Source organism: Dyella sp. 01N448 (assembly GCF_056399225.1).
The window spans coordinates 42,468-68,772 of the sequence record NZ_JBFTQX010000002.1 but is presented as its reverse complement, the minus strand read 5'-3'; the positions used below and the strand labels follow the sequence as shown (position 1 = coordinate 68,772).

The following is a 26,305-nucleotide window of genomic DNA, read 5'->3' as shown; positions in this document are numbered from 1 at the left end:
GTTGGCGCTATGGCGCAATGTCAGGCCGACTTGCCTTCGAGCAAAGCGTGCGCGGGACCCAGCACCTCGTCGAGGCCAAGCTTGCGCGGTAGCAGTGCCTGTTCCAAGCAGGCGTCGATGATCCAATCCAGGGGACCGGACAAGGCATCAAAGCCAGACAACGTCTTGCGCGGACCTGCGGCGGACACCTGCTGCCGGCCTTCGGCCTCCACCAGCAGGGCATAAGCGGCGCGCACGGCGTCCGGCTCGCGCCGGCAGGTCTCGGCACTGGCCGCGACCACATGGTTGATCGGCACAAAGCCGTGCAGCTGCGCCCAGGCCAGGTCCTTGGCCTTGGCATCGGCGATCACCGGTACATAGTCGTCGCCCTCGGGAAGATCATTGCCGAAGATCGCCGCGTCGATGTCGCCATCGTGCAGCATGGCCAGCAAGTCCTTGCCATGGGCAGGGTGTTCCACGAACGGCGGGTCCTGATACTGCGTGACATGTGCCGGATCGTGGGTGACCCAATGGATGTCAGAAGTTGCAAGCCCGGCATCCTCGACCAGGTGCGCGCGCACCCACATGCCCGTGGTCTGCGTATACGAACGCACGCCGACGCGCTTGCCGCGCAGTTGTTCAGGCTTGAGCTCGCCATGCGGGCGATAGGAAACCAGGCAGCCGCGCTGAAAACGCGAGGCAACCACCACGGGCAGCAACACTACCGGGCGCTGATAGGCAATCGCCTGCAGCGCCGTGACGATGGCCAGCTCCGAGATGTCGAACGCCGCCTCGCGCACCATCGGCGCAAACGCCTTGTGGATCGGGCTGATCTCGGTGAAGTCGAGCACCACGTGGTCACTCTTGAGCGTGCCGTTCTTCAGAGGTGTGGTCAGGGCCGTGGTCTTCAACACGGTCTGCAGATGGGCCGGCTGACTCATGCCGATACTCCCGCCAGCGCCGGATAGATGCGCTGGACCGTGCCGCCGAAGATCATCGCCTGCATCGGCGGCGGCAGGCTGGACAGCACATCGCGCGCCGTCGTCGCCAGTTCATGCAGCGAGCCCTCCGCAGCGGGGAAGTTGGAGCCCCAGGCAATGCGCTCGGCGCCAAACGTGCTCACCAGCTTTTCGAGGAAATCGATGGGGTGGGAGAGGCCTTTGGCTGCCGCCGCCAGCGTGCGATTGGTCAGCTTCAGATGCACGCCGTCGAACTGGGCCATCTCAAACAGCATCTGCGCCGCTTTGTACGGCACGCCATCGTCCAGGTCCGGGCGGGCGCAATGATCGAGCAGCACGCGCACACCAGGGAAATGCTCCAGCAACGTGCGCAGCGTCGGCAGGCCTTGCATGGTCATCTGCAGGCAGACAGGAATGCCTTTGCGTTCTGCATGCGCCCACGCCGGATAGGAATCCTTGTGGCCCAGCCAATCGGACTGACCGGGCATGGTGGTGCCGGTGGTGAACAGGCGAAAACCGTGCAGGCCCTGTGCTTCCCAATGATCGATCCGCTCGACCGCATCGGGCGCCAGCGCATCGATTGAATACACCCCGGTCAGTCGATCGGGATGAGCGCGCACCGTATCGACGACATAGCGGTTGTCGTGCCCGTACACAGTGGACGCCTGCACCACCACGGCCTTGGCAATGCCCGCGGCGTCCATCGCCTTGATCACGCCTGCTGCATCGACGGGACGCTGCTGCGACCACTCGGACTGATGGCCGCCGATCGGGTTTTTCGGGTAGGTGGTCGTGTCGGAGGCGATGGCGTGCAGGTGGGAATCGATGATCTTCATGGGCGCAGTCAGTTCACTATCGGCGTTCGCGGGGAAGGGCGTTTCTTTCTTGCGTCGCAACATTGGATAGATCAGCGAAAGTGGGGGGATCGGCGCCTTTTGATGCTGCGTTGCGTCATTGAAAAACGCTGGCGCGACTTTCGAGATTGATATCGATTGTTACGAGAGAGTTTTTTCGCTCTCCGGTCGTGAGCGGAATCTGCGCCGAAACACTGGTGTTGCCAAATTCGTTTTATTATTGACACATAAGTAAATACTATTGATTGCGCATGGATAAGATTTACTCCCTCAATCTTCGCCACCTCGATGCACTGAGCGTGATTGCACGCGCCGGCAGCATGAGCGTGGCGGCTGAGCAGGTCAGTCTTTCGCAACCGGCGCTGACGCAGGCCGTGGGCAAGCTGGAGCGCAATCTCGAAATCCGTTTGTTCGAACGGCAGGTCGACGGCACGCGCCCGACCATCAGTGGACGGGCCTGGATCATTCGCGTGGAACGCGCGTTGCGCTATCTGACTCACGGCGTGCGCCTGGTGCGCCGCTCGGCGCGTCTGGCGCCGCTGAACCAGATCGAGCGACGCATCAGCATGGTCCAGCTGCGCGCCCTGGTGGCCGTCGTTCAATGCAGCAGCTACGCCACCGCTGCAGAACAGATCGCGCTATCGCAGCCGGCGGTGTATCGCGCCGTGCGCGAGCTGCAGGATGCGCTGGGCTCGGAATTGCTGGTGCGAGCAGGACGCGTCGTGCGGCCCACCGACCTGGCCAGTCGATTCGTGCGCTTCGTTCGCCTGATGTTGGCGGAGCTGCGCACCGGCGTCGATGAAATCGCGGCCGGCAAATACGGCGGCGGCCGCATCAGCATCGGCACCTTGCCGATGGCGCGCGCGGTGTTTCTGCCGGACTTGCTCGCGCGATTCGCGCAAGAACATCCGTCTGCCTCGGTGGATGTGCGCGAGGCGCCGTATGGCGAGCTGCTCACCTCGTTGCGCCATGGCGATATCGACCTGATGATCGGCGGCGCCATGCGCCATCCTGCGCCGGCCAACGACGTAGAACAGGAGGGCTTGTTCGATGACGAGCTCTTCATCGTCGGCAACAGCGCCCATCCGCTGCGACAGCAAGAACGGGTGGCGATCGACGACTTGCTCGCCTATCCCTGGGCCGTGCCGGCACCCGGCGTGCCGATGCGGCGCAACTGGGAAACGCTGTTTCGCGTCAACGGCATCGAGCCGCCGACGCCGCGCATCGAATGCAGCTCCGTCCTGGTGACGCGCGGGCTCATGCTCAAAGGCGACTGGTTGAGCCTGATGTCGCTGGACCAGTTCATGTTCGAGCGCCAGGCTGGCGCGCTGACTGAAATCCCCATCGAGGGCGGCGTCCTGCGTCGGCGCATCGCGATGACTCGCCGCAGCGACTGGCGGCCGACACCCTTGCAGGAGCAGTTCGCTACGCTGGCGCGGGAGATGGCTGCCGAGCGCACTGAGCGCGCGGACGTGCGTGTTCGTATCGAAGTCAATGCATCCACGGATCGCTGGGATGTCGAGGACTTGCACTGATCGTGGCGCACGCCACACCATGGACGGGCTGCAGAGGGAAGGGGCGTGCGATGGGCCAGACAAACGGATTTGCATGGAACAAGTTGCGGGGCGCGATGATCGCGCTCGTGCTCGCCCCTTGGTGCCTGCTGCATTTCGATCCGCCCCGATCCTATTTGTTCGCCTGCTCACTGCTTTGTTCGGCTTGGTACGAGGCGTTTGGCCTGCTTCCCAACATCAGGAGCAGCGCGACCCTTCCCCAGATCTACCAGGCGTTTCGCGCCATGCCTGCGGGAGGCAGCGGCCTCAGCAGTCGCCTCGTCGGGCTGCTTGGCATCGTGCTCGCCATCGCCGGGATGCTGGCGCCGGGGGCGTGAGCGATCGGCGGGCTTGCGCATTCGGTCAGTCCTTTTCTCTGTTTGCCCGGCGCGTTGATCCAATGAATCGCCGCTCAGCAAGCGCTCTCGACGCGAGGCGAGATCCAGGTTGCCACCTGGCCTGAGCGGGCTGCGACATCCTGGCAGCCCGCCTTGCACGGGGCTTTGCCTGCAATAATTAATCGAACGATTAATAGATTAATCAAGCGACTAATATGGCTTCGAGGCGGGCGATTTCTTCCGCGGCTGACGCTGCCTTCGCCTTTGAAAGGCCCTTCACGCACTGAGATGACGATCGGAGTAGCGAGTGATGAACACACAGGTATTGGTGGTGGGAGCGCGTCCGGTGGGATTGACGATGGCGGCGGAGCTTGCGCGCTACGCATCAAGGTTCGCATCATCGTAGAAAGGGGACGGAGGTAGTTATCCTCAACTGACGACCTCCATCCCTGTTTTACTCAGGCTGCCACGGCTTGGTGGATGTCCCGCACGACCTCGGTGATCTCACCGGTGTCGGTGTTGTAGAAGTAGCCAAAGATATCGACGTGGCTCGGCGTACCCGGACTGGCCCGGAGTACGCCGACGTCATGCTTGAGGGATGCTTCAAAGTCGTCGATGCACACGCTCTGAGTCTCGTAAGCGTGCGAGATATCCGCGCCGTGTTCATGCCGGAAGGCGTCGACGATGCCTTCGGCCGAGTACGAGGTAGCGCCGCAGTTGGAGTGATGAACCACCACCACGCGCTTGATGCCGAACAGGTGCTGGAGGATGGAAACCGAACGCAATGCATCGATGGCCCGGCCGGCGGCCACACTGACCGCAGCCAGGGTGGTGGTGGAGCCGACGCGGTTCCCCGCGGCATCCAGGATCACGTCACCGGGGTAAACCTCGTCCCCCAAATGCCTGGCAACAGCGGCGGGAATCCCGGTGACACGGGGATCGAGGCAATAGATCACCACCGTCTTCAGTGGCACCGCATGCGAGAAAGCTTCGCGCATTGCCGGCTCGTTGAAACCTTCCTGCGCACTGAACACAAATTCGCTGAATTTGCCCTGGTTCTTGCTCATACGTGTCTCCTGGACCTGAGAAAGCCGACCCGTTCCGTGCGCATCGGTGGATCGGTGAAGAGGAGTGTGAGCAGGGTGCTACGGCATCTCAATAACCTCGGAGGTTATAAGGCCGCCGGCACGGCATCGGTACACTGTTGGCAGGCCAACTCCCGTGACACAGGAGAGCAGCCATCGCCAGCGAGGAATCGAACGTGATCAAGGCAAGCCTTTCAACCACGGGTGAATTGGGCAGACTGTTGAAAGCGTGGCGCGGCATGCGCAACAAGAGCCAGGAGGAGTTGTCGTTCGATACGGGAATCTCCCAGCGCCACCTCAGCTATATCGAGAGCGGCCGCAGCTCGCCGAGCCGGCACACGTTGATGGCGGTGGCCGACGGTTTGGACATGCCTTTTCGAGAACGCAACCAGCTGCTGCTTGCGGCCGGCTATGCGCCGCAGTATCAGGATGACGCGTGGGACGCCCGGTCTTTGTCGACCGTCCAGCGGGCGCTCGAACGCATGCTGGCGCAACACGAGCCCTATCCGGCCCTGGTGATGGATCGCTATTGGAATGTGGTGATGGCGAACGACGCCGTGCGACAGCTCTTCGGCCGTTTCATCGATCTCGATCGCTGGCCGCGCCCGCGCAATGTGCTGCACTTGCTGTTCGACCCGCAGGGATTGCGTCCCTTTGTTGGGGATTGGCCCGCGTTCTCGCGGGCGATGTTCCAGCGCGTGCGGCGCGAAGCCGTGGGAGGCCTCATCGACGACCGGCTGCACGAACTCATCGCCGCTTTGCGCGCTTATCCCGACGTCGACGAAGGCGCCGTTGACGGCGATGCCGCGGAGTTGCCGGTGGTTCCGCTTACTTTTCTCGATGGCGAACTAAGACTCAGCTACTTCTCCCTGGTGACAACCGTGGGAACGCCGCGGGCACCGGGGCCGCAGGAGCTTCGACTGGAATGCCTGTGTCCGGTCGACGAGCCCACCGAATCCTGGCACCGCACCTGAGACGACATCCGATTGCGTCAAGGCTGGTGGATCCCTTGCAACTACGAGCATACACCCTTATTTTGGATATAAGAGCATATGCCCGTATTATTCGAGAGAACCAGGTCATGAGCGAAGCAAGCATTCTTGTAAGTGGCGCGACGGGCCGCACCGGCGGTGCCGCCATCGACGAACTGCTGAAAATGGGCCAGCGGGTACGTGCCTACGTGCGTTCGGACGACGAGAGAGCGGCAGCCCTAAGGGCTCGAGGCGTGGAGACCGCCATCGGCGATTTCACCGATATCGACCAGATTCGCGCGGCGATGGAAGGCGTCAGCTCTGCCTATTTCCTGCACCCGATCGCGCCGGGTATCGTCGAGGCCGCTGCCTATGTGGCGCAGGCCGCGAAAGAGGCGGGCGTCACGGCCATCGTCAATATGTCGCAGATTTCCGCGCGCCGCGAGTCCTCCAGCCATGCGGCCCAGGACCACTGGATCTCCGAGCGCGTGTTCGATTGGTCCGGCGTGCCCACCACGCATTTGCGTCCTACGTTTTTTGCCGACTGGCTGATCTACCCGCACTTTGCGCATGAGATCTGGGCCCGGAAAAAGATCGAGTTTCCGTTTGCGGATGGACGTCATGCGCCGATCGGCTCGGGCGATCAGGGGCGGGTGATCGCGCATATCCTGGCCAACCCCGCCGGGCACGAGGGCAAGATCTACACCCTGCACGGCCCCGTCGAAATGAATCACAGCGAGATCGCTGCGGCCATGAGCGAGGTGCTCGGCGCACGCATCGACTATGCACCGACCTCGATCGACGAATTCAGGCACAAGATGGAAAACGTGTATAAGTTCCCTCCGTTCCTGGTCCAGCACCTGGTGGAAGTGGCCCAGCATTACCGGGAAGGCATCTTCCAGGGCACCAATGATGTAGTCGAGAAGATCACGGGTACGCCCGCGCTGTCGGTGCCGGCCTTTATCGAACAGCATCGCGCTGCATTTGCCTGATGTCCGCGTTACACGAGGGTTGAGGAGAGTCGAGATGTCGCCAGCCAGGTCGCCCATCGGCGTCGATCAATGCCACTGTTTTGCGATGCGGAAGGCTGCCCGGCAGATCTCGCGCCTGTATGACAGCCACTTGCAGCCCACCGGTCTGCGTATCACGCAGTTCCTGATATTGGCAGCGCTGAACCAGGAGCAGGGCGTCTCGATCAACGACCTTGCCGAGCGTCTCGATACCGAGCGAACGGCGATGGGAAAAATGGTTGGCGTGTTGGAGCGGGACGGTTTCGTCCGGCTCCGACCGTCGCCGACGGACGGTCGCAGCCGTCTCGTTGAGCTCACCCCGGATGGCAAGGATCTGTTCGAACAAGCGGCGCCGCTATGGCGCGAAGCGCAGCGGCAATTCAGCGACATGAATGGCGCCAAAGACGTGCGAGCCCTGCGGCAAGGTCTTTCAGGCATGAAGACGGGCGATCTGGCCACCTCATCATTCGAGTAAATATCCGCCTCCATGCCGCAGGCATCGCCTGAGCGCCCTCTTGGCTAGAACGTGTAACGCACCCGCCCATACCAGTAGGCGCCATTGCTGCCGATCGGCGAGATCACGTCGTACGGGAAATTGCCGCCGTAGTTGATGTCGCTGTTGGAGCGGGTGGGGTACTGGTTGGTGACGTTGTCGCCGCCGAGCGCAAAGCTGAGGTGGTCGGTGGCGCGGTACTCCACTTCCAGGTCCAGCTGGAAGCGGGGCGCATAGGTCTGGGTGGGGATATAGCCGTCGCCAAAATCGAATACGCGCGTGGTGGCGCCTTGACGGGTGACGCGGCCGAGCAGGCCCCACTGTTTGTTGTCCCATTTGGCGGTGAAGCTTCCGCGCTGGCGCGGCGCTGCATCTGTCAAGGTGTTGCGCGCTTCCACGCCGAACAGCACGTTGTCGGCGCCGGCCGCGATCAGTGCTGGCGGGGTAGCTTCGACACTTCGGACCTGCGTGTTGTTGTGGCTATAGGCCAGGGTGAGCAGCAGGTTGCCGTTGGCGACCTCGGTGCGATAGTTGCCGACCAATTCCGCGCCACGCGTGATGGTATTCACGGCATTGGTGAAGAACTGCACGCTCTGCACGCCGGCCACGCCGAAATTCTGCTGGATGTATTGCTCCAGCCCGTCGTTGTCGATGGTCTCGGACAAGGTGACGCGATGGTCGATGGCGATCTGATAAGCATCGAGGGAGAAGTCAAAGGCGCTGCCGAGTTGACCGGTGATGCCGATGCTGAAGTTGCGCGATTTCTCCGGCTTCAGCGGTTGCGCGCCAAGATCGCGTGCCAAGGGATTGTTGACCGACAGAATGCGCCCCGTCACCAGCTTGCCATCTGCGCCGTAACCCGTCGTGGTGGCCTCGTAGCCGATCTGGCTCAGCGATGGTGCGCGCAGATTGTTGGACGCTGCGCCGCGCAAGGCAAACCCAGGCGCAAACTCCCAGCGCGCACTGAGCTTGCCGCTCCAGTTGCCGCCGAAGTCGCTGTAGTGTTCATGGCGGCCCGCCGCGTCGGCGAAGAAGGTGTCGGTGATGTCGCTGGAAACCTCGGCATAGGCCGCCTGCACGCGCCGTGAGAGATCCGCCGCGTCCTGCGGCTGCAGGCCGCCGCCAGCCTGCGCTCCGGCAGGTGCGTCGATCGGTCCGACGGCGTAGGACGCCGGATCTCCCGCGCCGGTGCGGAAGGTTTCATAGCGATACTCGCCGCCGACGGCGAGCGTGACAATCCTGCCAGCCACGTCGTACTGGCGGTTGGCGTCCAGATTGGCCGTGCTCTGATTGAACGCGTAGCTGCCGATATGGAAGTAAGTGGGGCTCGCTGCACCGAGCGAGGCGTTGAGCGAATCGCGCAGATCGTAGTCGAACGCGTTCCTGCCCCAGTTGAGGCTGCCGTCGTAATTCCACTCGCCCAATGTGCCGCGTACGCCGCCGGCGGTTTGTGCATCGCGGTTGTGGCCGATGGACTGCGGCAGGTAACCATCCGGATAGATGGCAGGCACGTTCGCATTGCTGTCGGGATAGCGGAAATAGTTGTCGCCGATGGTGTGGCGCTGCGTATACGTACCGAAGGCATACAGGCTGGCGTGTTCGTTCAGCGGCAGCTCGCCGTTGAACCAGCCGTTGTAACTCTCGTTGGGCGGATCGCCGGCGGCGTAGTTGCGGTGCCCGCGCAGGGCGAGGTTGGCCGGCGTGGGATCGGCAATGAAGTCGGGCACGGTGTCGTAGCCGGCGCGATTGGTGCCGGCATGGTGACTGGTCTCCACGCCCGCATGAAGATAGCCGCTGCCAGCCAGCGTGGTGCCGAAATCCGCGGCCGCATAGCCGCCCTGACCATCGGTGATCTCGCGATTGGTGGGCCGGAAATGCGTATGGTAGGCGCCGTAATCGGCCGTGACTTCGCCACCGCTGGGCGCATCCTTGAGGATGATGTTGATGACGCCGGCAATCGCGTCGGAGCCATATTGCGCACCGGCGCCATCGCGCAGCACCTCGACACGCTTGATGGCGCTGATGGGGATGGCATTGAAGTCGACCGGCGTCGTGCCATTGCCGATCTTGGTATCGGTGTTGACCAGGGCCGAGGTGTGAAAGCGCTTGCCGTTCACCAGGACGAGCACTTCGTCAGGCGATAGTCCGCGCAGCTGGGCCGCACGCACATGGTCCGATCCGCCTGAGTTGGACTGGCGCGGGAAATTGAACGAAGGCAGCAGCACGGCCAGCGCTGCGCCCAGTTCGCCGTTGACTGCACCGGCGTTTCGCAAGTCCTGCTCGCTCAATACATCCACCGGCACGGGCGAATCCAGCGACGTGCGATTGCTGGCGCGTACGCCAGTCACCACGACCTGGCCCAGCGTCTTGGGCTGCTCATCGGCGGACTGTGATTGTGCCTGGGCCAAAGGCGCGGCCAGCGTTGCGGTGACGAGTGCAGTGAGCAAGCGGACGCGCGGCGGCGCGGCGTGGCGGTTCGACATGGCAATTCCTTCGGGGTGCAACCGTCCGTCGCGTGAGCGGTGAGGGCGAACGCAGGACAGGATGGATTGATAAGTACTGGCGCCGGGGAGGCGCGGACGAGCGATTACGCCAGGCAACATCGCCGCATGGCGAGGCCATGCGGCGCGTGCGGGCTCTCAAGCATGTAATCGATCATGTTCGACAAACCTGATCCCCAGGTACAGCTGGCAGTGGGCTCGACCTCGCAAGGCGGCCGGTGGTTATTTGTTGCATTGCGCAAGTCATGTTGTCAATACTGCGCGAAGACCAGCGAGCTTTGACGCTCTATCCGTATAGATGTCCAAATTGGTATGAGGAAATAGCCATGTTTCATTTGCGTTTGGCGTGGGCGGTGCTTGCTGCCGGATTGCTATCCGGTTGCGTTGCCTCGGTGGCTCCCGCGACTGCCACCTTGCATGGCGACGCAGCGCATCCCGCTCAAACGCAGGGGTGGGTGGATACGAAGTTGTATTTCGGTCTGGGCATCGTCGGCGATGAAAGCCATGGCATCAGCGAGCAGCGCTGGCGGGAATTTCTCGACGCGCAGGTCACGCCACGGTTCCCCGATGGCTTGAGCGTGGTCGACGTGTATGGCCAGTGGCAGGGCAAGGGGCAGACTGCACCGGAGCGCCTGCGTTCCAAGATGCTGGTGATCGACTATCCCGATACGGCGGAGAATCGAGCTAAGGTGGAGGCCATACGCGCTGCCTGGAAGCAGCTGACGGGTGACCAGTCCGTGCTGCGGGTGACGCAGCCTGCCGAGGTGTCGTTCTGAGATGAGCAGCATGCGTTCGCAACATTGGCTCTCACCCGGCGACATCAATGGTTTTCTTGGACTGGTGGTCGACAACCTGTCGATCATGGCCTTTCTTGCCACCGCCTTGATCGGGATCTTCGGGTTCCCCGCCGATATCGTGTTTCTGCGCATGTTCCCCGGCACGACCTTCGGCGTGCTGCTGGGCAACCTGGCCTATACGGCGATGGCGCGCCGGCTGGCGAAGCGCGAGGGCCGCGACGACGTCACCGCCATGCCGCTGGGCCTGGACGCGCCCACCAGCATCGGCATGGCTTTGCTGGTGCTTGGTCCGGCGTTCCTGCAATTCAAACAGAGTGGACTCGATGAGCACGCGGCGGCGATCGCCACCTGGCAGCTGGGCATGGCCTCGCTGGTGATCATGGGCGTGCTGAAGTTCGTGCTGTCCTTTTTCGGCGGCATGGTGCAGCGGCATGTGCCACGTGCGGGTCTGCTTGGTTCCATCGCAGGCATTGCGCTGGTGCTGATGGGCTTTCTTCCGCTGATCGAGATACTCAAGGTGCCGGTGGTGGGCTTCGCCGGCCTGGGCGTGGTGTTGTACGCGCTGGTGGCGCGTGCACGCATGCCGTTGGGGCTGCCTGGTGTGCTGGTGGCGTTCGTGATTGCCGCACTGCTGTATTACGGCCTGGGCCCCTTGGGCTGGCTGGGTAGCGGCTATCACGCGCCGGTCGCCTGGCAGTGGCGTTTTGCGCTGCCGCTGCCGACCCTGGAATGGATGAAAGGCCTCGCAGCAGCCACGCCTTATCTGCCATTGATCCTGCCGTTTGGCTTGCTGATGGTGGTGGGTGGCATCAATGTCACGGAAAGCGCGCGCGTCGCCGGCGACGATTACCGCACGCGCGATATTCTGCTGGTGGAAGCCTTGGCAACGCTGGTGGCAGGCTTCTGCGGCGGTGTCGCGCAGACCACGCCCTATATCGGCCAGCCGTCGTACAAGGCGATGGGCGCACGCAGCGGCTACACGCTGCTGACGGGCCTGGTGATCGGTCTCGGCGGCGTGTTCGGTTACCTGTCCAACCTGGTTGAACTGCTGCCGTTGTCGGTGCTGGCACCGATCCTGGTGTTCGTGGCGATCGGCATCACCGTGCAGGCTTTCGAGGCAACGCCGGTTCGCTATGCCGCGGCCGTCGTGTTCAGCTTTTTCCCGGCCATTGCGCGCATGGTGACGATCAAGCTGAGCGATCCCACCTATGTGCCGAGCGACCACTACGCCGCGCTGTTCGCCGAGCATGGCCACGGCATCTCCGAGCTGGCGGTGATCACCGTGCTGGGCAACGGTTTCATCATCACCTCGATGATCTGGGCGAGTTTCCTGGTGGCCCTGATCGATGGCCGAACGCGTCGCGCGGCCGGCATCCTGCTGTCCGGCGCGGCCTTGAGCCTGTTTGGCATCATTCACTCGGTGGAGCTGACTGGCGGGATCTATGTGCCCTGGACACTCGATGAGGCGTCAAGCCAGCTGGTCTGGCAGTTCACGGGCGCCTATGTGGTGCTCGCCATCGTGTTGCTGCTGCTTGCGTTGGCAGCGCCGCGTGAAGCCCGCCGTGCATCCTGAGCGGATGTCGCGCGACGTGAGGATGGATGGCATTGACCGGCGATAAGCAAAGCAGCTCCCGGGCGCGAGGACGGCACGGATTCACGCTGTCCCTCGTGGTGGCTACGCTGCTCGGCGTGCTTGTGGGCTGGCTTTGCAATCGCACGTTGACGACGGATCGGGCGACCGCCATCGCTGCTGACCTTTCTGTCATCACGGATGTCTTTCTGCGGCTGATCAAGATGATCGTCGCACCTTTGGTGTTTGCCTCGCTGGTATCCACCGTCGCGCGCATGGGTGGTGCGGCGGAGATCGGGCGTATCGGCATCAAGACATTGGCCTGGTTCGTCGCGGCCTCCTGTGTGTCGCTCACCGTGGGCCTGCTGATGGCGCACTGGCTGCAGCCGGGTGCCGCGTTGCATGCCATGCCCGCTTTTGCGCAATGGCCGGCGGCAAGCGGCAGTGCAGGCGTGGCCACGAGTTTTTCGCTGGGGGACTTCATCAATCACCTGATCCCTCGCTCCTTCGTCGAAGCCATGGCGGACAACGAGATCCTGCAGATCGTGGTGTTCTCGCTCCTGATTGGCCTGGCGGCGGCATCGCTGAAGGACAAGGCGCAGGGCTTTGTCGAGCTGGTCGATTCTTTGGCCGCGGTGATGTTCAAGATCACGGACTATGTGATGAAGGTCGCGCCGCTGGCGATCTTCGCGGCGCTGGCCAGTTCTATCTGCCTGCACGGCATCGCCATCATGGGCACGTATGCGCGCTTCGTGGCGGGCTTCTACCTGGCGCTGCTTATTCTGTGGGTACTGCTGCTGGCCGCGTTAAGCCTGATCATCGGATCGCGCAGCCTGCGTTTGCTGACCAGCATCCGGCAGACGGTGCTGCTGGCGTTTGCCACGTCCTCGTCGGAAGCGGCGTATCCGCGCCTGCTGGAGCAATTGGTGGCGTTCGGCATACCGCGGCGCATCGCCAGTTTCGTGCTGCCGCTGGGATACTCGTTCAATCTCGATGGCGCGATGATGTATTGCACGTTCGCCATCCTGTTTATCGCACAGGCTTATGGCGTCGAACTCAGTGTGGGGCAACAGATCACGCTGTTCGGGCTGCTTATGCTCACCACCAAGGGGCTGGCCGGCGTGCCGCGCGCCGCCATTGCGGTGATTGCCGTGACGCTGCACTACTTTCACCTGCCCGACGCCGGCGTCGCGCTGGTGCTGGCGGTCGATCACGTGCTGGACATGGGGCGCTCGGCGACGAACATCGTGGGCAACTCCGTGGCGGCCAGCGTGGTGGCGTCGTGGGAAGGGCAGCTTGATGCGCCCGCCGATAGCGATCGCCCATGAAGATCCTTCTCCACACCGTTGCTCTGAACATCGCCCATCCCTAGCGAGGTCTTATGCCTGCCATTGCCTATCTCGAATGCTCCCGCTGCCATGCGCGACTGCCGGCCGATGTGCCGCAGACGCTGTGCACGCAATGTCCCGAACAACCTGCGGGCGCGCTCTACGTGCGATACGACCTCACGCCACTGCTCGGTAGCTCGCCAGCCGATGTGGTGAGCGGCGGCGATGCGAGCACGCCATGGCGAGGCATGTGGCGTTATCGCGCCGTGCTGCCCGAGGTGGCGCCCGTGACACTGGGCGAAGGTTGGACGCCGATGCTGCGCAGCAAGCGTCACGATGCGCTTTTCCTGAAGGAGGAGGGCGCCAATCCCACCGGTTCGTTCAAGGCGCGCGGGCTGTCGCTGGCCGTGACCATGGCGCGTCACTATGGCCTGCGCAAACTGGCCATTCCATCGGCCGGCAACGCGGCTGGTGCGCTGGCTGCCTATGCCGCCGCGTCGGATATCGAAGCGCATATCTTCATGCCGCGCGATGTGCCGCTCGCCAACCTGGTGGAAGCGACCGCCTATGGCGCCAAAGTGACCCTGGTCGACGGCGTGATTTCCGACTGCGCGCGCATCGTCGGCGAGCGCAAGGCGAGCGAGGGCTGGTTCGATATTTCCACGCTCAAGGAGCCGTTCCGCGTGGAAGGCAAGAAGACCATGGGCTACGAACTGGTCGAGCAGCTTGGTTGGGAATACCCCGATGCGGTGTTCTATCCCACCGGTGGCGGCGTCGGCCTGATCGGCATGTGGAAGGCGTTCGACGAGCTCGAGCAACTGGGTTGGGTGAAGCCGGGCAAGCGGCCGCGCATGTTCGCCATTCAGTCGTCCGGATGCGCGCCGGTGGTGAAGGCCTTTGACGAAGGTGCTGCGGTCAGCCAGATGTGGGCGGATCCGAAGACGGCAGCCTCGGGCCTGCGCGTGCCCAAGGCGTATGGCGACTACATCATCCTGGATATTTTGCGCGCTTCGGGCGGCAAGGCTGTGGCGGTATCCGATGAAGACACCTTTGCGTCGTTGCGCGACTGGGCGGCCAACGAAGGCATCTTCCTGTCACCGGAGGGCGCAGCGGCCACCGCTGCCTACGATCAGTTGATCGCCTCGGGCGATCTGAAGGCGTCCGACCGCGTGGTGATCTTCAACACCGGTGCAGGTTTGAAGTACACCGATGTGATTGCCGCCGAGCTGGGCCTGTCAGGCGCACAGAGTTCGTAGCCTCAAGCCAGGGCTTCGCGTCGCAGGTCATCGGGATCGGCCGTGTGGAAGTGGCGCCTGAACGCCACTTCGCCGGTCACCGGCTCCTGCAGTTCACGCGCGTAGCGGTGGCCGGCGTAGATCGCATGGGCGATCAGGCCGGGCGCCTCGGCGTCGCCGATGCAGCGTACCGAGCGGATGCCGGCGCCGCCCCAGTGACCCTGGCGTTGCAAGAGCTGCTGGTAGAGTGCGTCGTCGGGCAGGCGCGAGGTGATGGTGACCACGGCATCGCAGGGGCGCTCGGTGCGCTGATCGTCCCAGCTGTTTTCCAGCGTCAGCGTTGAGCCGTCGAAGCCGGCGATGTTGTGCGACACCACGGCCTCGATGCCGAGCTTGGCCATGCGCTTGCGGATATGGCGGTAGTCGAGCGTGTTGACGCTCCATGGGGCGATGCTGTCTTCCGGCGTCACGTAGGCGACCTCGCAACCGCGAGCGCGCAGCAGTTCGGCGGCTACGCTGGCGTAGTAGAAGCCGTCATCGTCGAAGATCGCGACGCGGCCTTCGGGCAGGCGGCCATCCATCAGGTCATCGAGCGTGAACACGCGTGCGTTGTCCGCCAGGCTGGGAATGCCCAGTCCATTGCTGCGGCCAAAGCCATCGCGTCGCCAGTGACAGCCGGTGGCCAGCACCACGTGTTCGGCGCCGAAATCGATCACGTCCTGCGCGGTGAGCGGCGAATCGAGATAGACGCTCACGTTGTTGAGCTTGCCGATCTGTCCCATGCGCCAGTCTCGCACGCGTGCCCACTCGGCGAGTCCGGGCAGGCGGGCTTCGCGCGTGACACGGCCGCCCAGTTCCTTGCGCGATTCGGCCAGGCTTACGTCGTGGCCGCGTTGGCCGAGTGCGCGTGCCGCCTCCAGGCCTGCCGGGCCGCCGCCAACCACCAGTACCCGGGTAGGTTGGGGCGCGGGGCGGATACGTTCGGGATGCCAGCCCTTGCGCCACTCTTCGCCCATGCTTGGATTCTGCGTGCAGCGGATCGGCGAGATGGTCATGTCGCCGGAGACGCAGATATTGCAGCCGATGCACTCGCGGATATCGTCAACGCGACCTTCTTCGATCTTCTTGGGCAGGTAAGGATCGGCGATCGATGGACGCGCCGCGCCAATCAGGTCGATCACGCCGCGCCGGATCTGCGACACCATGGTGTCGGGCGAGGTGAACCTGCCCACGCCGACCACCGGCTTGGTGGTGGTCTTCTTGACGAAATCGATGAACGGTTCCTGCGCGCCTTCGGCAGCGAAACGCGAGGGCACCGAATCGTTGTACCAGGCGGCGAGATTGACGTCCCACAAGTCGGGCAGCTCGGCCAGCATGCCGACGATGTCCTGTGCCTCGGCCAGTTCGACGCCGCCGGGCCCGAGCAATTCCTCGGTGGCGAAACGCAGCGCGACGGCGCAGGTGTCCCCGACGGCATCGCGGGTGTCCTGCAGGACTTCGCGCAGCAGGCGCACGCGGTTTTCCAGCGAGCCGCCGTATTCGTCGCTGCGCTGGTTGCGGCGGCGCTGCAGGAAGTGCATGGGCAGCGACAAGTCATGCGCAGCGTAGACATAGATGATGTCCATGCCCGCGCGCTTGCCGCGCAAGGCGGCCTCGCGATGCCAGCGGCGGTACTCGCGGATATCGTGCAAGGTCATCGCGCGGGCTTGCGAGGGATAGCCGTACTTCGATACCTGGTGCGAGGGGCCGAGCAGCACTTCGCGTGAATAAAGATTGGATGCGGTCGGACCATTGTGCGAAAGCTCGAGCGCTGCGAGCGCGCCATGTGCATGCACTTTGTCGCACATCAGCGCGAGCGCGGGAATATCGCGGTCGTCCCATAGGCGTGCTTCGACGTAAGGCGTGAGATCGCTGCTGGGGTGGATCTCACATTCCTCGGTCGACACCACCGCCCAGCCGCCTTCGGCCTTGATCTCGCGCATGGCGGCGTGCGCCAGCGGCATCGCGTGGCCCATGCCGTTGCAATGGGGTACCTGGAAAAAGCGGTTCTTTGCCGTGACGGGGCCGATCTTTACCGGCGTGAACAGGATGTCGTAGCGCGGATCTCTCATCGAACTCATACCTTGGCCGGTGCGGTTGCGCTGTGCGGCGATTTGCGACGCAGTCGCATGATGGCGTAGAGGGGCAGGCCCGCCGCGATCAGGCCCATCGCAAGCAGGAAGGGCTCGTGACCGCTGCCCACGAAGGCGAACACGGCATAGATCGCACCGCCAATCGCCACCAGCAATACCTTGCGGCCCATGCCAAAGGCAGCGTTGCGACGCCACAACACGGCCAGCGCGAGCGAGCAGCACAGATACAGCGGAAGATTCGCCGCCGTGACCACGCGGGTGAGGAAGGTGAACGCCGCCACCAGCGACTGGCTGTAGCTCATCCAGGTCATCACCGATGCGAGCAGGCCGGTGACGACCAGCGCGATGGCGGGTGCACCGCGGCGATTCTGTCGCGCGAACACGGCCGGCAGCACGCCGTTATTGGCCATGGTGCGGGTGAGTTCGCCCATCAGCAGCGTCCAGCCATTGAGCGCGCCCAGCCCGCTCACCACCACGAACAAGGCAAGCCATCGACCGGAGCCGGCCGCGGAGAAGCGATCCATCAGCAAGGCGAACGGCGCATTGGCGTTGGCCAGCTCCGTCTGATCGATCAACAGCAGTGGCACGGCCGAGACGACGATGTAGACCATCGCGACAAGAATGGCGCCTGCCATGGTGGCGCGTGGAATCGTGCGCCCCGGGTTGTTGACGCGCCCGGCGGGAATGCTGGCCGACTCGATGCCAAGCATCGCATACAGGGCGATGGTCGAGGCAGCCAGGATGCCGCTGAAGGTGATCGGCGTGGCCGGCGGGTGCGCCACATAGCTTGCAGGGGAGGTGAGCAGGACCCATCCACCGAGCATCGCGATGGCAACCATGGGCAACAGCTTCAGCGCCGAGGTGACAATCTGCACGGCGCCTCCCGAGCGCACGCCGAACAGATTGACGATCACAAACAGCCACAACAGGCCCAGCGCGAACAGTGCCGGCTGGATCACCGCCAGTTGCGGCATGACCACGGTGATGTAACCGACCACGCCGGTGGCGAGCGCCGCATTGGTCAGCCACAGCGAGACCCAGTACGCCCACGAAGCCATGAAGGCAGGGAGATCACCGAGGGTGCAGCGAATGTACTCGTACGGTCCGTCGGCTCCCGGCAGCGCTTTGGACAGATGCGCGAATACGCGGGCCAGGATCAGGCAGCCGACCAGGGTCACCAGCCAGCCGATCAACGCATTGAAACCGTAGGGAGCCAGCGACGAGGGCAGGATGAAGATGCCCATGCCGATCACGTTGCCGACCACCAGGGCGGTGCAGGTCCAGAAGCCGATCTTTTTGCCTTCGCTCACGTCATCTGCACTCGTTGGGTTAGTCGAGGGAAACCGTCTCACCAGCCTTGATCACCCCTTGCACCTTGCGCAGGCATTCGACGTCCTGCAGCGGGTCGCATGCCACGGCGACCAGGTCGGCCGCCTTGCCGGGCGCAATCGAGCCGAGTTCCTTCTCCTTGCCCATCAGGCGTGCCGCGTCGATGGTGGCCGAGCGGATCGCCTGCAGAGGCGTCATTCCATACTTCACCATGTACGCGAATTGACGGGCGTTGTCACCGTGCGGATACACGCCGGCATCGGTGCCAAAAGCGATGTGCACACCGGCTTTTACTGCTTTGCGGAAACCATCGCGCTGGGCATCGGTGGTTTCGATGTTTTTGCGCAAAGTCTGCTCGGACCAGCCCTCGCGGCGACCCACGCTGTCGATGTAGTCGCCGTTGTAGATGTCCGCCACCAGCCAGGTGCCGTGCTGCACCATCAGGGCGATGCCTTCGTCGTCGATCAGCGAGCCGTGTTCGATGGAGCGCACGCCGGCGCGGGTCGCCCGCTTGATGCCTTCGGCGCCATGCGCGTGCGCGGCGACGAACTTGCCACGCTTGGCCGCCTCCACCACGGCGACGTGGATCTCCTCTTCGGTGTATTCCGATACGCCTGGCTCGGTGTTGTCGGCGAGCACGGCGCCGGTGGCGATCACCTTGATGTGATCGACGCCATGGTCGAGCAGAAAGTCGACATGTTTGCGCACGTCTTCCACGCCCTTGGAGACGCCAACCCGGAATTCCGGCGGCACCACCGTGCCCGGCGGCAGCCCGGTGATTTCGCCGCCACCGCCGGGGATGGTGATGTACGCACCGGCAACGAACATGCGCGGACCCGGCACATAGCCGGCGTTGATGGCGTCGCGCAATGCGATATCGGCAAAGCCGCGGAATACGCCCACGTCGCGCACCGTGGTGAAGCCGGCGCGCAGCGTGTCGTGCGCATTCTTGGCGCCGATGAAGGCATCGCGGGCGGGGTTGCTCTTGAGCGCGGCGCCGTAGTCGGCGGTTTCCATCTCATCGGCCAGATGGGTGTGCATGTCCATCAGGCCGGGCACGACGGTATAGGCTGTCCAGTTCAATACCTTGGCGCCATTGCCGCTGCTGGCCGCCCACGGCTGCACGGACACGACGCGACCTTCAACGATGGTGACAGCCTGGTCACTGAGCAGCTTGCCGTTGTCCACGTCGAGCAGATGGCCAGCGTGTACGACGGTGCGTTGTACGCCTTGCGCATCAGCAACGGTCAGGGCACACGCCATCGCGATGGCGCACAACAGGCCGGACAACTTCATCGTCATGCAGGTTCTCCAGCGCCTTGGGCATAGGCCGTGCGCAACAGGTTGTGGAAATGCCAGACGCCGCCTTCGCGCTTGGGGCACAGGCGGCCGGGCGAGTAGTAACCGGAGGCGAGGCCCTTCTGCACGGCCTCGCAGATATCGATGTCTTCCTGCTGCACTTCATCGCTGAACATCTGGTCGGCCGCGATGCGTTTCTGCGCCGCCTCGTCCTGCGCGTAGTAATAGTCGAACTCCACGCGGCAGCGGCCCGGTCCCAGCGGCAGGATGCGGTTGGTCTGCAGGCGTCCCGGCATGATGTTCAACATCACGTTGGGGTAGATGAAGTAATAGAACGCCTGGCCGTCGCCGTAGATCTCGGCGCTGTTGCGCAACGGGGAGGATTGCAGCGAGTGCCATGGGAACAACTCGGTGTCGTAGGCGCGATAGTCCAGCACCCTGGACAAGCCCGGGTGCACATGGGGCAGGTGGTAGCCCTCCAGGAAGTTGTCGATGTAGACCTTCCAGTTGCAGTCGATGTCGTAGCTGTCGCGGCGCAGATAGCGCATCGCGGACAGGTCGATGGGGGCGATGCGTTCGGCGATGCCGCCGTAGACCTCGTCGAAGGCAGGCGTGTGTTCGTCCAACGCCACGAACACCAGGCCTTGCCACTCGTGTACGCGCAGCGGCGGCAGGCGGATATCTTCCACCTTGAAGTCACAGGCGTCCTGCATTTCCGGGGCGCTGCGCAGCTGGCCTTCGAGGGTGTAAGTCCAACCGTGGTACTTGCAGTGCAGCGAACGCGCGCCCTTGCCATTGCACAGCGCAAGCGGGCCGGCGCGGTGGCGGCAGACATTGGGGAAGGCGCGCAACACCTTGTCCTGGCCGCGCACGATCAGCACAGGTACGCCGCCGATATGTTCCACCACATGGTCGCCCGGACCGGTCAGCTGTTCCTGATGGGCTACCAGCTGCCAGCTGCGTGCGAATACCGCACGCTGTTCCATCGCCAGCATGGGATCGCCGAAGTAAAACTTCGGGTCGAGTGCGCGAGCGAGCGTGAGGTCGGTGATCTTCGTATCAGCGTGCATGCGAGGCGGGCTTCCCGGGATAGACTGATCCAACAAACGGTCGAACTCTGGAGTCTCCATGCCCCGCTGTCGTCTCGCGTTTGCACTGTGTGTCCTGTGCGGTGTCGCCTCGGCGGCCGAGCCGCGCGCCAGGGAACTTGGTATTCCCTTCGATGGCACACCCGGTCCGCTCAATGCGATCACCGACGTGGCCGGCGTGACGGTGGGGCAGGTGACGCTGATCGAGGATCTGCCGAACGGACACAAGGTGCGCACGGGCGTCACGGCGATACTTCCCCGAGGGCACGACAGCTTCGACGTTCCTGCCTTCGGCGCATCGTTCGCGCTCAACGGCAATGGCGAGATGACCGGCACGGCCTGGCTGGAAGAGTCGGGGGAGCTGGAAGGCCCGGTGATGCTGACCAATACGCACAGCGTCGGCGTGGTGCGCGATGCGGTGATTGCCGAGCGCGTGCGTGCGGGTGGCGCGGATGCATCGGGCTACTGGTGGTCGCTGCCGGTGGTGGCCGAAACCTGGGATGGCGACCTCAACGACATCAACGGCTTTCACGTCCGTCCCGAGCACGCAGCGCAAGCCCTGCGTGACGCCAAGAGCGGGCCCGTGGCCGAAGGCAATGTCGGTGGCGGCACCGGCACGATCTGCCACGAATTCAAGTGCGGTATCGGCACCGCCTCGCGGCGCGTGCATATCGGCGAGCGCGACTACACCATTGGCGTGCTGGTACAGGCCAATTACGGACTGCGCGACAGCTTGCGCATCGCCGGCGCGCCGGTGGGCAAGTATCTTCGCGACGACCGCGTGCGCAGCGGGGCCCATACCGCCGCCGCGGACACCGGCTCCATCATCATCGTGGTGGCCACCGACGCGCCGCTGCTGCCGCAGCAGCTCAAGCGCATCGCCAAGCGCGCCGGCATGGGGCTGGCCCGCATGGGCAGCTTTGCCGGCAATGGGTCGGGCGACATCTTCGTGGCGTTCTCCACCGCCAATGCCCAGGCGCTGCACGATACGCCGCTGCAGCAGGCGAGCTTCATCGGCAACGACCATGTGGACCCGTTGTTCGAGGCCACGGCGCAGGCGGCGGAGGAGAGCATTGTCAATGCGATGATCGCCGCGCGCGACATGCAGGGTGATGGCGGGCACTACGCCAAGGCCATCCCGCATGCGGAGCTGATCAAGCTGCTCAAGCGCTTCGGGCGATACGAGCCGTCGCATTGACGTTGTACTGATCACGGATTCGCGCCCGCCGATTTGAGGAAGCGGTCGTACCAGGCCAGGTTGCGTTCCAGGCGGTCGCGCAGGTAACTGGGTACGGTCAGCCCGTGATGCTGGCCGGGATACATCACCAGTTCGGTCGGCACGCCCAGCGAGCGCAGCGCCTGGTACATCTGCTCGGCGCCGATGCAGGGCACGTTGAAGTCGCGCTCGCCGCACTGGAACATCGTTGGCGTCTTGATCCGGTCCGCGTGGAGGAACGGGTAGCTCGCGCGGTCGTAGGCGTCGCGATTGGCCCAGGGCGTGCCGAGCTCGAGTTCGTACTCGCGTGCGTACTCATCGTCGCCATACATGCCATACATGTTGCCCGAGCCTGCGCCGGCGATGGCGGCCTTGAAGCGCGTATCGCGGGTGATGACTTCGTCGGTGAGAATCGCGCCGTAACTCCAGCCGCCGATGCCCAGGCGGGCGGGATCGGCAACCCCCAGCGCTACGGCGCGATCGACGCCAGCCAGCACATCCTGGGTGTCCTTGTTGCCCCAGTCGGCGTAGATCGCCTTGGCGAATTCAAAGCCGCGGCCCGAGCTGCCGCGCGGATTCACGGCGAGCACCGCGTAGCCATGTGCCGCGTAAACCTGCCAGTCGGGCATGAACTCGTGACTGAACTGGTACACCGGGCCGCCATGGACGCGCACGATGGTCGGATAGCGTCGACCCGGCACATACCCCAGGGGTTTGGTCAGCAGCGCATCCAGAGGAGTCTCATCAGCGCTTTGCAGGTGCAGCGTTTCGGTGGTTGCCAGGTGTTTGCCATCCAGCCACGCGTTGTGATCGTCCAGCAGGCGCAAGTGGTCCTGCTCGACTGCCGACAGTTGCGGGGGGTGCAGGCTATCGCCGCCCAAGACGACTACGCGGCCGTTGTCCGATACGTCCAGGTCGGTATCGAAACGATCCCCGTGGGTCAGTTCGGCGATTTTTCCACTCGACAGATCGACGCGGGACAAGTGGGTGACCTGCGCCTGCTCAATCAAGACATAGACGCTGCGTCCGTCGGGCGACCAGCGCGGCTTGGTAAAGCAGCGATCGATCGGAGCCGGCAGCATGGCCTTGCCGGTGGCGACATCAATAATCGCCAACTGCCAGGGGGCGTAATAGATCCACTTGTCCTCGCCGCTTTGCAGATAGGCGATACGCGTGCTGTCGGGACTCCACGTCGGGCGCGTTTCCCAGTAAGGGTCGAGATCGGCGCCGGAAAACGTGGTGAGCTGTCTTTCTTTGGCGCCGGCACGCGGAGCGATCACATAGATGTCGTAGTTGAGGTGGCGATCGGGATCGGCGCCGCGCCTGGTGACATAAGCGATCAGTTTGCCGTCTGGCGACCAGGCGGGCAGCTGTTCGTCATGTTTTCCGGAGGTGAGCGCGGTGGCGGTCCCGCTGGCGAGGTCCACCAGGTAGAGATGCTTGTGGCGGTTGCCCAGCCAGCCGGTGTCATCGTCCTTGAACTGGAAGCGGTCGGTGGCAATGGGCAGCGGATGCCTGGGTTTCTTGCTGCCCGGCGGATATTCGGGATCGAAGGCGATGGCCGCGAGTTGTTTGCCATCGGGCGAAAGCACGAAGTCCTCGACGCCGCTCGGCAGGTTGGTGACCCGATGCGCTTCGCCACCATCGGCCGGCATCACCCAGACCTGGGTCTTGGTGTCGTCGTCGCTGGCTTCGCCATCGAGCTTGCGGTCGGCAAGGAAGGCGATCAACTTTCCATCGGCGGACCACTGCGGACGACTCTCGCTGCTGTCCGGCGTGTGCGTGAGTTGCACGCGACCGGTGCCGTCATAGCGCACGCGCCACAGGTCCGATTGCGGTTCATCGCGTTCCAGGTTGGCCTTGCTCACGGTGTAGACGATCGACTCGCCGTCGCGCGACAAGGCCGGCTCACTGACATCGGCGATGCGATTGATGTCGGCGGCGTTGAATCGCGTGTCGTCGGCCTGGGCCGCGCCGGGGCAGCACAGCAACACCCACACGACCAACGTCGAGCACACAGTTCGCTTCATCGGGTGCCTCGTGTGGATTCGGTGGTTGCGGTGTTGCCGGCCATGGCGCGATACGCTTCGCGTGCCTGGTTGAGGTAGTCGAGCGTTGCCCGCTTTTCTTCGGCGGTGTTGTAGTCGTCGCGAGCGGACGCCGCTTCGATGGTTCGCGTCAGCCAGTGGGCAAACCATGCGGCGTCGCTGGGTGCACTTGGCGCACGCACGTGATCGCCAAGCCAGACTGGATTGGTAGTGGCGTAGGGGTAGATATCCAGCACCTGCGGATCGCCGCCTTCGTTCCAGGCGCGCAGCAGCAGCCAGCCGCCGTCCAGCTCGATCTCGCCTTCTGCGTCGAACGCATGATGATCGCCGCCGAGCGCGAAGCTTTTCACCACTTTGCCGTTATGCACCAGCTCCAGGTGTTCCACGGCCACCGGCGAGCGCAGGGCGACGCGATAGCGATGTTTGCCTGGCGCAACCGCGTCACCGGGCCTGGCGTCGTCCAGCAGCAGGCCGAGCAGCGGCCCATTGCTGGCGAACCCGTGACCGGCCTTCAAGGCCGCCATGGCGGACGCTGCATCGCGTTTGCCGGCGGTGTCGAGAAACACGCGATTGAGACCCACCGGCCCGCGCAGCGAGGCATAGTTGGCCATCGCATCGGTGCCCGAGCCGGTAGGCAGGTGGAAGCCAAGATTGAGCAGGCGATACCAGACCTGGGCGGTCGCCTTGTGGTCGGAGAAGCCGATCACTTCCATGTAATCCACCTTGCCGTTGATCACGTCTGCCGGCAGTTCGTTGCTCAACACAGCGTCATGCGCTGGATCGGGCAGGGTGTCGAATGGATGCACGTAACCGACCAGGCCGCCCTGCGCATGCGCCAGGTCGGCAATCACGCCGTTGTGCGGATACGGGCTTGCCATCGCCGTATGCCGATAGGCGGAAAAATCCGGCGTGATGTAGTGGTCGCCGAGGTTGAGCAGGCCCAGGTGGCCCCAGAAGCTGGTGTGATATTCCTGGCCGTGCAGTACCAGGCTGTGCGGCAGGCTGGCCGGATCGGCATCGGTGCGGAAGGAGGCGATATCGGGAATGCGTTCTTCCTTGTTGACCACCAGGTCATAGGCGATATCGAGATCTTCGGCACGCGCCTGGCGCGCAAGGTTCGCTGGCGTATTGCGATAGTGGCCGCCGTAATTCATATGGATATGCAGGTCGGCGCTGATCCAGTTGCCGAACGCCGCGGGCAACGCTTGCGGAACGAGCGTGGCGCGCACGGACAGATCGGGGCCTGCCGAAACCTTTATCGTCTTGCGCCAGGGCGCATAGGCAAAACCGTGTTGCACCCAGATCTTCACGGCGCCGACAGGCACGTCCAGCGCACACGGCGGCGCGCAGTGGAAGTAATGGGTTTCGGCCGATTGCAGGGTTCGGTCGAAGCCGTCGTCGGCATGCATCCAGGCATCATCCGGTGCGTAGGCCCGGCCGTCCTGGGCGAGCACGGCGACGCGCGCGGGTGTGCGCTCGCCGTGCTCGTCGACGATGTCGAGCACCAGGCGAATGCGTGGCGTCTTGTATTGACGATGGGCTGGCGTCACCGTGGTCGTGGCGCCGCCGAGTACCGTGATGACGCGCAGGGCGGTGTTGCCGGTTTGGTTGTCGACGTAAACGATGCGCTTGCCGTCGGGGGACCAGCGCGCATTGCGGCGGTCGAAATCACCGAAGGTCAGCGGGAGCGGCGCAGCGCCGGTGCTTGTGGTCAGCCACAGCTGCTGCCACTGCCGACCGTGGTAGCTGGTGTAGAGCAGGCGCTTGCCGTCCGGATTGAGTTCGGGCCGCGCGTTCCAGCTGGTCTCTTCGCTGAGCAGCTTGCTGCGCTTGCCTGGATTGGCCACCGGCACCGACCACACATCACCCGTGCCCCAGGCGATCTCCGGATTGCTGAGGTAGTAAATCGTCTTGCCGTCCGGCGACCAGGAGGGATTGATGGCGTGGTCGAAGGCCGAGTAGTAGTAACGGTCCAGCGCCGTCTTGCGCTCACCCGGCAGGGCGCGCGCATGGTGCAGGCCGTTCGCATCGATGTCGGCCATGAACAGGTTGAAATGCCCGGTTCCCTGCGTCGACACCCAGGCGATTTGGCGGCCGTCCGGCGACAGGCGCGGCTCGACATTCACCGCGCCGCCTGAGGTCAACGCCTGCTCGCGTCCCGTCGTCAGGTCGAGCCGCCACAGTTCGATGGCGTTGCCGTCGTAGCGGGCGAACACCACGCTGCGGCCATCGCGAGCGACGTCCGGTTGATTGTCGTAGGCGCGCGGGGCGTGGGTCAGCTCGGTCGCCGCATCGCCGTCGATGCGCTGCCGCCATAGCGAGCCGCCCATGCTGTAGATCAGCGCGTCTCCGTCAGGCATGAAGCTGGCGAAGTCCGGCCCCGTGGTGAGCTGCGGCAGGTACAGCTCGCGCCAGTAGTAGTTGTGCGGCAGGTCGACCTGCTTGAGCACGCTCTCGCGCGCCGCCTGCGCCGAACCAGCGCAGGCGAACAGGGCGAACGCGATGGCCGGGCGACGCATC

At 63.9% G+C, this 26,305-nt stretch carries 20 protein-coding genes; 10 read left to right on the top strand and 10 right to left on the bottom strand.

The window, feature by feature from the left end:
- Window positions 1–20: 20 nt before the first annotated feature.
- Window positions 21–920 (bottom strand): substrate-binding domain-containing protein, encoded by a 900-nt coding sequence (locus AC1DKY_RS02725; protein ID WP_441602186.1) that lies wholly within the window; start codon window positions 918–920, stop codon window positions 21–23.
- Window positions 917–1,774 (bottom strand): amidohydrolase family protein, encoded by an 858-nt coding sequence (locus AC1DKY_RS02720; protein WP_441602185.1) that lies wholly within the window; start codon window positions 1,772–1,774, stop codon window positions 917–919. Before AC1DKY_RS02720 ends, AC1DKY_RS02725 begins: the two co-directional genes overlap by 4 nt.
- 269 nt (window positions 1,775–2,043) lie before the next feature.
- Between AC1DKY_RS02720 and AC1DKY_RS02715 the strand changes: the two genes are divergently transcribed.
- On the top strand, window positions 2,044–3,327 hold the full coding sequence (locus AC1DKY_RS02715) for a LysR family transcriptional regulator (protein ID WP_441602184.1): 1,284 nt from the start codon (window positions 2,044–2,046) through the stop codon (window positions 3,325–3,327).
- A gap of 50 nt (window positions 3,328–3,377) precedes the next feature.
- Window positions 3,378–3,683, top strand: a complete 306-nt coding sequence (locus AC1DKY_RS02710; RefSeq protein ID WP_441602183.1) for a hypothetical protein — start codon at window positions 3,378–3,380, stop codon at window positions 3,681–3,683.
- 458 nt (window positions 3,684–4,141) lie between these two features.
- Here AC1DKY_RS02710 and AC1DKY_RS02705 read toward each other — a convergent pair whose 3' ends face one another.
- A complete protein-coding gene (locus tag AC1DKY_RS02705) occupies window positions 4,142–4,750 on the bottom strand; it encodes a carbonic anhydrase (protein WP_441602182.1) in 609 nt (202 codons plus the stop codon).
- Window positions 4,751–4,944: 194 nt separating this feature from the next.
- On the opposite strand from AC1DKY_RS02705, the gene AC1DKY_RS02700 reads away from it, so the two are divergent.
- The 3 genes from AC1DKY_RS02700 to AC1DKY_RS02690 all read left to right on the top strand — a co-directional run bounded on the left by AC1DKY_RS02700 (window position 4,945) and on the right by AC1DKY_RS02690 (window position 7,224).
- The gene (locus AC1DKY_RS02700; protein WP_441602181.1) at window positions 4,945–5,742 is read left to right on the top strand and encodes a helix-turn-helix domain-containing protein; all 798 of its coding nucleotides are present in this window, start codon (window positions 4,945–4,947) and stop codon (window positions 5,740–5,742) included.
- A 107-nt stretch (window positions 5,743–5,849) separates the two neighbouring features.
- Entirely contained in the window at window positions 5,850–6,731 is an 882-nt protein-coding gene (locus tag AC1DKY_RS02695) for an NmrA family NAD(P)-binding protein (protein WP_441602180.1), read from the top strand.
- A gap of 34 nt (window positions 6,732–6,765) precedes the next feature.
- Window positions 6,766–7,224: a MarR family winged helix-turn-helix transcriptional regulator gene (locus AC1DKY_RS02690; protein WP_441602179.1), complete on the top strand. Its 459-nt coding sequence runs from the start codon at window positions 6,766–6,768 to the stop codon at window positions 7,222–7,224.
- A gap of 44 nt (window positions 7,225–7,268) precedes the next feature.
- On the opposite strand, the gene AC1DKY_RS02685 is transcribed toward AC1DKY_RS02690, so the two are convergent.
- A complete protein-coding gene (locus AC1DKY_RS02685) occupies window positions 7,269–9,725 on the bottom strand; it encodes a TonB-dependent receptor plug domain-containing protein (protein WP_441602178.1) in 2,457 nt (818 codons plus the stop codon).
- 344 nt (window positions 9,726–10,069) lie between these two features.
- On the opposite strand from AC1DKY_RS02685, the gene AC1DKY_RS02680 reads away from it, so the two are divergent.
- Genes AC1DKY_RS02680 through AC1DKY_RS02665 form a run of 4 tightly spaced genes read left to right on the top strand, consistent with a single transcriptional unit; the run spans window position 10,070 to window position 14,694 of the window.
- Complete coding sequence (locus tag AC1DKY_RS02680; protein WP_441602177.1) at window positions 10,070–10,519, top strand: DUF3574 domain-containing protein; 450 nt, start codon at window positions 10,070–10,072, stop codon at window positions 10,517–10,519.
- Between the two features lie 10 nt (window positions 10,520–10,529).
- Entirely contained in the window at window positions 10,530–12,113 is a 1,584-nt protein-coding gene (locus AC1DKY_RS02675) for a SulP family inorganic anion transporter (protein WP_441602176.1), read from the top strand.
- A 26-nt stretch (window positions 12,114–12,139) separates the two neighbouring features.
- A complete protein-coding gene (locus AC1DKY_RS02670) occupies window positions 12,140–13,438 on the top strand; it encodes a dicarboxylate/amino acid:cation symporter (RefSeq protein ID WP_441602175.1) in 1,299 nt (432 codons plus the stop codon).
- Window positions 13,439–13,491: 53 nt separating this feature from the next.
- Window positions 13,492–14,694 carry a threonine synthase gene (locus AC1DKY_RS02665; RefSeq protein ID WP_441602174.1) on the top strand — a complete coding sequence of 401 codons (1,203 nt, stop codon included), beginning with the start codon at window positions 13,492–13,494 and terminating at the stop codon, window positions 14,692–14,694.
- A 2-nt stretch (window positions 14,695–14,696) separates the two neighbouring features.
- Here the strand turns inward: AC1DKY_RS02665 and AC1DKY_RS02660 are convergent, their stop codons facing one another.
- Genes AC1DKY_RS02660 through AC1DKY_RS02645 form a run of 4 tightly spaced genes read right to left on the bottom strand, consistent with a single transcriptional unit; the run spans window position 14,697 to window position 20,503 of the window.
- On the bottom strand, window positions 14,697–16,784 hold the full coding sequence (locus tag AC1DKY_RS02660) for an oxidoreductase (protein ID WP_441602173.1): 2,088 nt from the start codon (window positions 16,782–16,784) through the stop codon (window positions 14,697–14,699).
- A gap of 5 nt (window positions 16,785–16,789) precedes the next feature.
- Entirely contained in the window at window positions 16,790–18,115 is a 1,326-nt protein-coding gene (locus AC1DKY_RS02655) for an amino acid permease (protein ID WP_441602172.1), read from the bottom strand.
- A gap of 19 nt (window positions 18,116–18,134) precedes the next feature.
- Window positions 18,135–19,436 carry a Xaa-Pro dipeptidase gene (locus AC1DKY_RS02650; protein WP_441602171.1) on the bottom strand — a complete coding sequence of 434 codons (1,302 nt, stop codon included), beginning with the start codon at window positions 19,434–19,436 and terminating at the stop codon, window positions 18,135–18,137.
- Entirely contained in the window at window positions 19,433–20,503 is a 1,071-nt protein-coding gene (locus AC1DKY_RS02645; RefSeq protein WP_441602170.1) for an aromatic ring-hydroxylating oxygenase subunit alpha, read from the bottom strand. Before AC1DKY_RS02645 ends, AC1DKY_RS02650 begins: the two co-directional genes overlap by 4 nt.
- A gap of 58 nt (window positions 20,504–20,561) precedes the next feature.
- Here AC1DKY_RS02645 and AC1DKY_RS02640 point away from each other — a divergent pair, with 58 nt between their 5' ends.
- Window positions 20,562–21,719, top strand: coding sequence for a DmpA family aminopeptidase (locus AC1DKY_RS02640; protein ID WP_441602169.1), 1,158 nt, complete (start codon window positions 20,562–20,564; stop codon window positions 21,717–21,719).
- 11 nt (window positions 21,720–21,730) lie between these two features.
- Here the strand turns inward: AC1DKY_RS02640 and AC1DKY_RS02635 are convergent, their stop codons facing one another.
- A complete protein-coding gene (locus tag AC1DKY_RS02635) occupies window positions 21,731–23,767 on the bottom strand; it encodes a S9 family peptidase (RefSeq protein ID WP_441602168.1) in 2,037 nt (678 codons plus the stop codon).
- Window positions 23,764–26,304: a CehA/McbA family metallohydrolase gene (locus AC1DKY_RS02630; RefSeq protein ID WP_441602167.1), complete on the bottom strand. Its 2,541-nt coding sequence runs from the start codon at window positions 26,302–26,304 to the stop codon at window positions 23,764–23,766. Before AC1DKY_RS02630 ends, AC1DKY_RS02635 begins: the two co-directional genes overlap by 4 nt.
- Window position 26,305 lies beyond the last annotated feature (1 nt).

Excerpts from the sequence above, each read along its gene's own strand:
- AC1DKY_RS02675 (WP_441602176.1), top strand. The coding sequence starts at position 10,530 with ATGCGTTCGCAACATTGGCTCTCACCCGGCGACATCAATGGTTTTCTT.
- AC1DKY_RS02650 (WP_441602171.1), bottom strand. The coding sequence starts at position 19,436 with ATGACGATGAAGTTGTCCGGCCTGTTGTGCGCCATCGCGATGGCGTGT.
- AC1DKY_RS02710 (WP_441602183.1), top strand. The coding sequence starts at position 3,378 with ATGGGCCAGACAAACGGATTTGCATGGAACAAGTTGCGGGGCGCGATG.
- AC1DKY_RS02720 (WP_441602185.1), bottom strand. The coding sequence starts at position 1,774 with ATGAAGATCATCGATTCCCACCTGCACGCCATCGCCTCCGACACGACC.
- AC1DKY_RS02640 (WP_441602169.1), top strand. The coding sequence starts at position 20,562 with ATGCCCCGCTGTCGTCTCGCGTTTGCACTGTGTGTCCTGTGCGGTGTC.
- AC1DKY_RS02660 (WP_441602173.1), bottom strand. The coding sequence starts at position 16,784 with ATGAGAGATCCGCGCTACGACATCCTGTTCACGCCGGTAAAGATCGGC.
- AC1DKY_RS02645 (WP_441602170.1), bottom strand. The coding sequence starts at position 20,503 with ATGCACGCTGATACGAAGATCACCGACCTCACGCTCGCTCGCGCACTC.
- AC1DKY_RS02680 (WP_441602177.1), top strand. The coding sequence starts at position 10,070 with ATGTTTCATTTGCGTTTGGCGTGGGCGGTGCTTGCTGCCGGATTGCTA.
- AC1DKY_RS02725 (WP_441602186.1), bottom strand. The coding sequence starts at position 920 with ATGAGTCAGCCGGCCCATCTGCAGACCGTGTTGAAGACCACGGCCCTG.
- AC1DKY_RS02715 (WP_441602184.1), top strand. The coding sequence starts at position 2,044 with ATGGATAAGATTTACTCCCTCAATCTTCGCCACCTCGATGCACTGAGC.
- AC1DKY_RS02695 (WP_441602180.1), top strand. The coding sequence starts at position 5,850 with ATGAGCGAAGCAAGCATTCTTGTAAGTGGCGCGACGGGCCGCACCGGC.
- AC1DKY_RS02665 (WP_441602174.1), top strand. The coding sequence starts at position 13,492 with ATGCCTGCCATTGCCTATCTCGAATGCTCCCGCTGCCATGCGCGACTG.
- AC1DKY_RS02705 (WP_441602182.1), bottom strand. The coding sequence starts at position 4,750 with ATGAGCAAGAACCAGGGCAAATTCAGCGAATTTGTGTTCAGTGCGCAG.
- AC1DKY_RS02670 (WP_441602175.1), top strand. The coding sequence starts at position 12,140 with ATGGCATTGACCGGCGATAAGCAAAGCAGCTCCCGGGCGCGAGGACGG.
- AC1DKY_RS02685 (WP_441602178.1), bottom strand. The coding sequence starts at position 9,725 with ATGTCGAACCGCCACGCCGCGCCGCCGCGCGTCCGCTTGCTCACTGCA.
- AC1DKY_RS02690 (WP_441602179.1), top strand. The coding sequence starts at position 6,766 with ATGTCGCCAGCCAGGTCGCCCATCGGCGTCGATCAATGCCACTGTTTT.
- AC1DKY_RS02630 (WP_441602167.1), bottom strand. The coding sequence starts at position 26,304 with ATGCGTCGCCCGGCCATCGCGTTCGCCCTGTTCGCCTGCGCTGGTTCG.
- AC1DKY_RS02635 (WP_441602168.1), bottom strand. The coding sequence starts at position 23,767 with ATGAAGCGAACTGTGTGCTCGACGTTGGTCGTGTGGGTGTTGCTGTGC.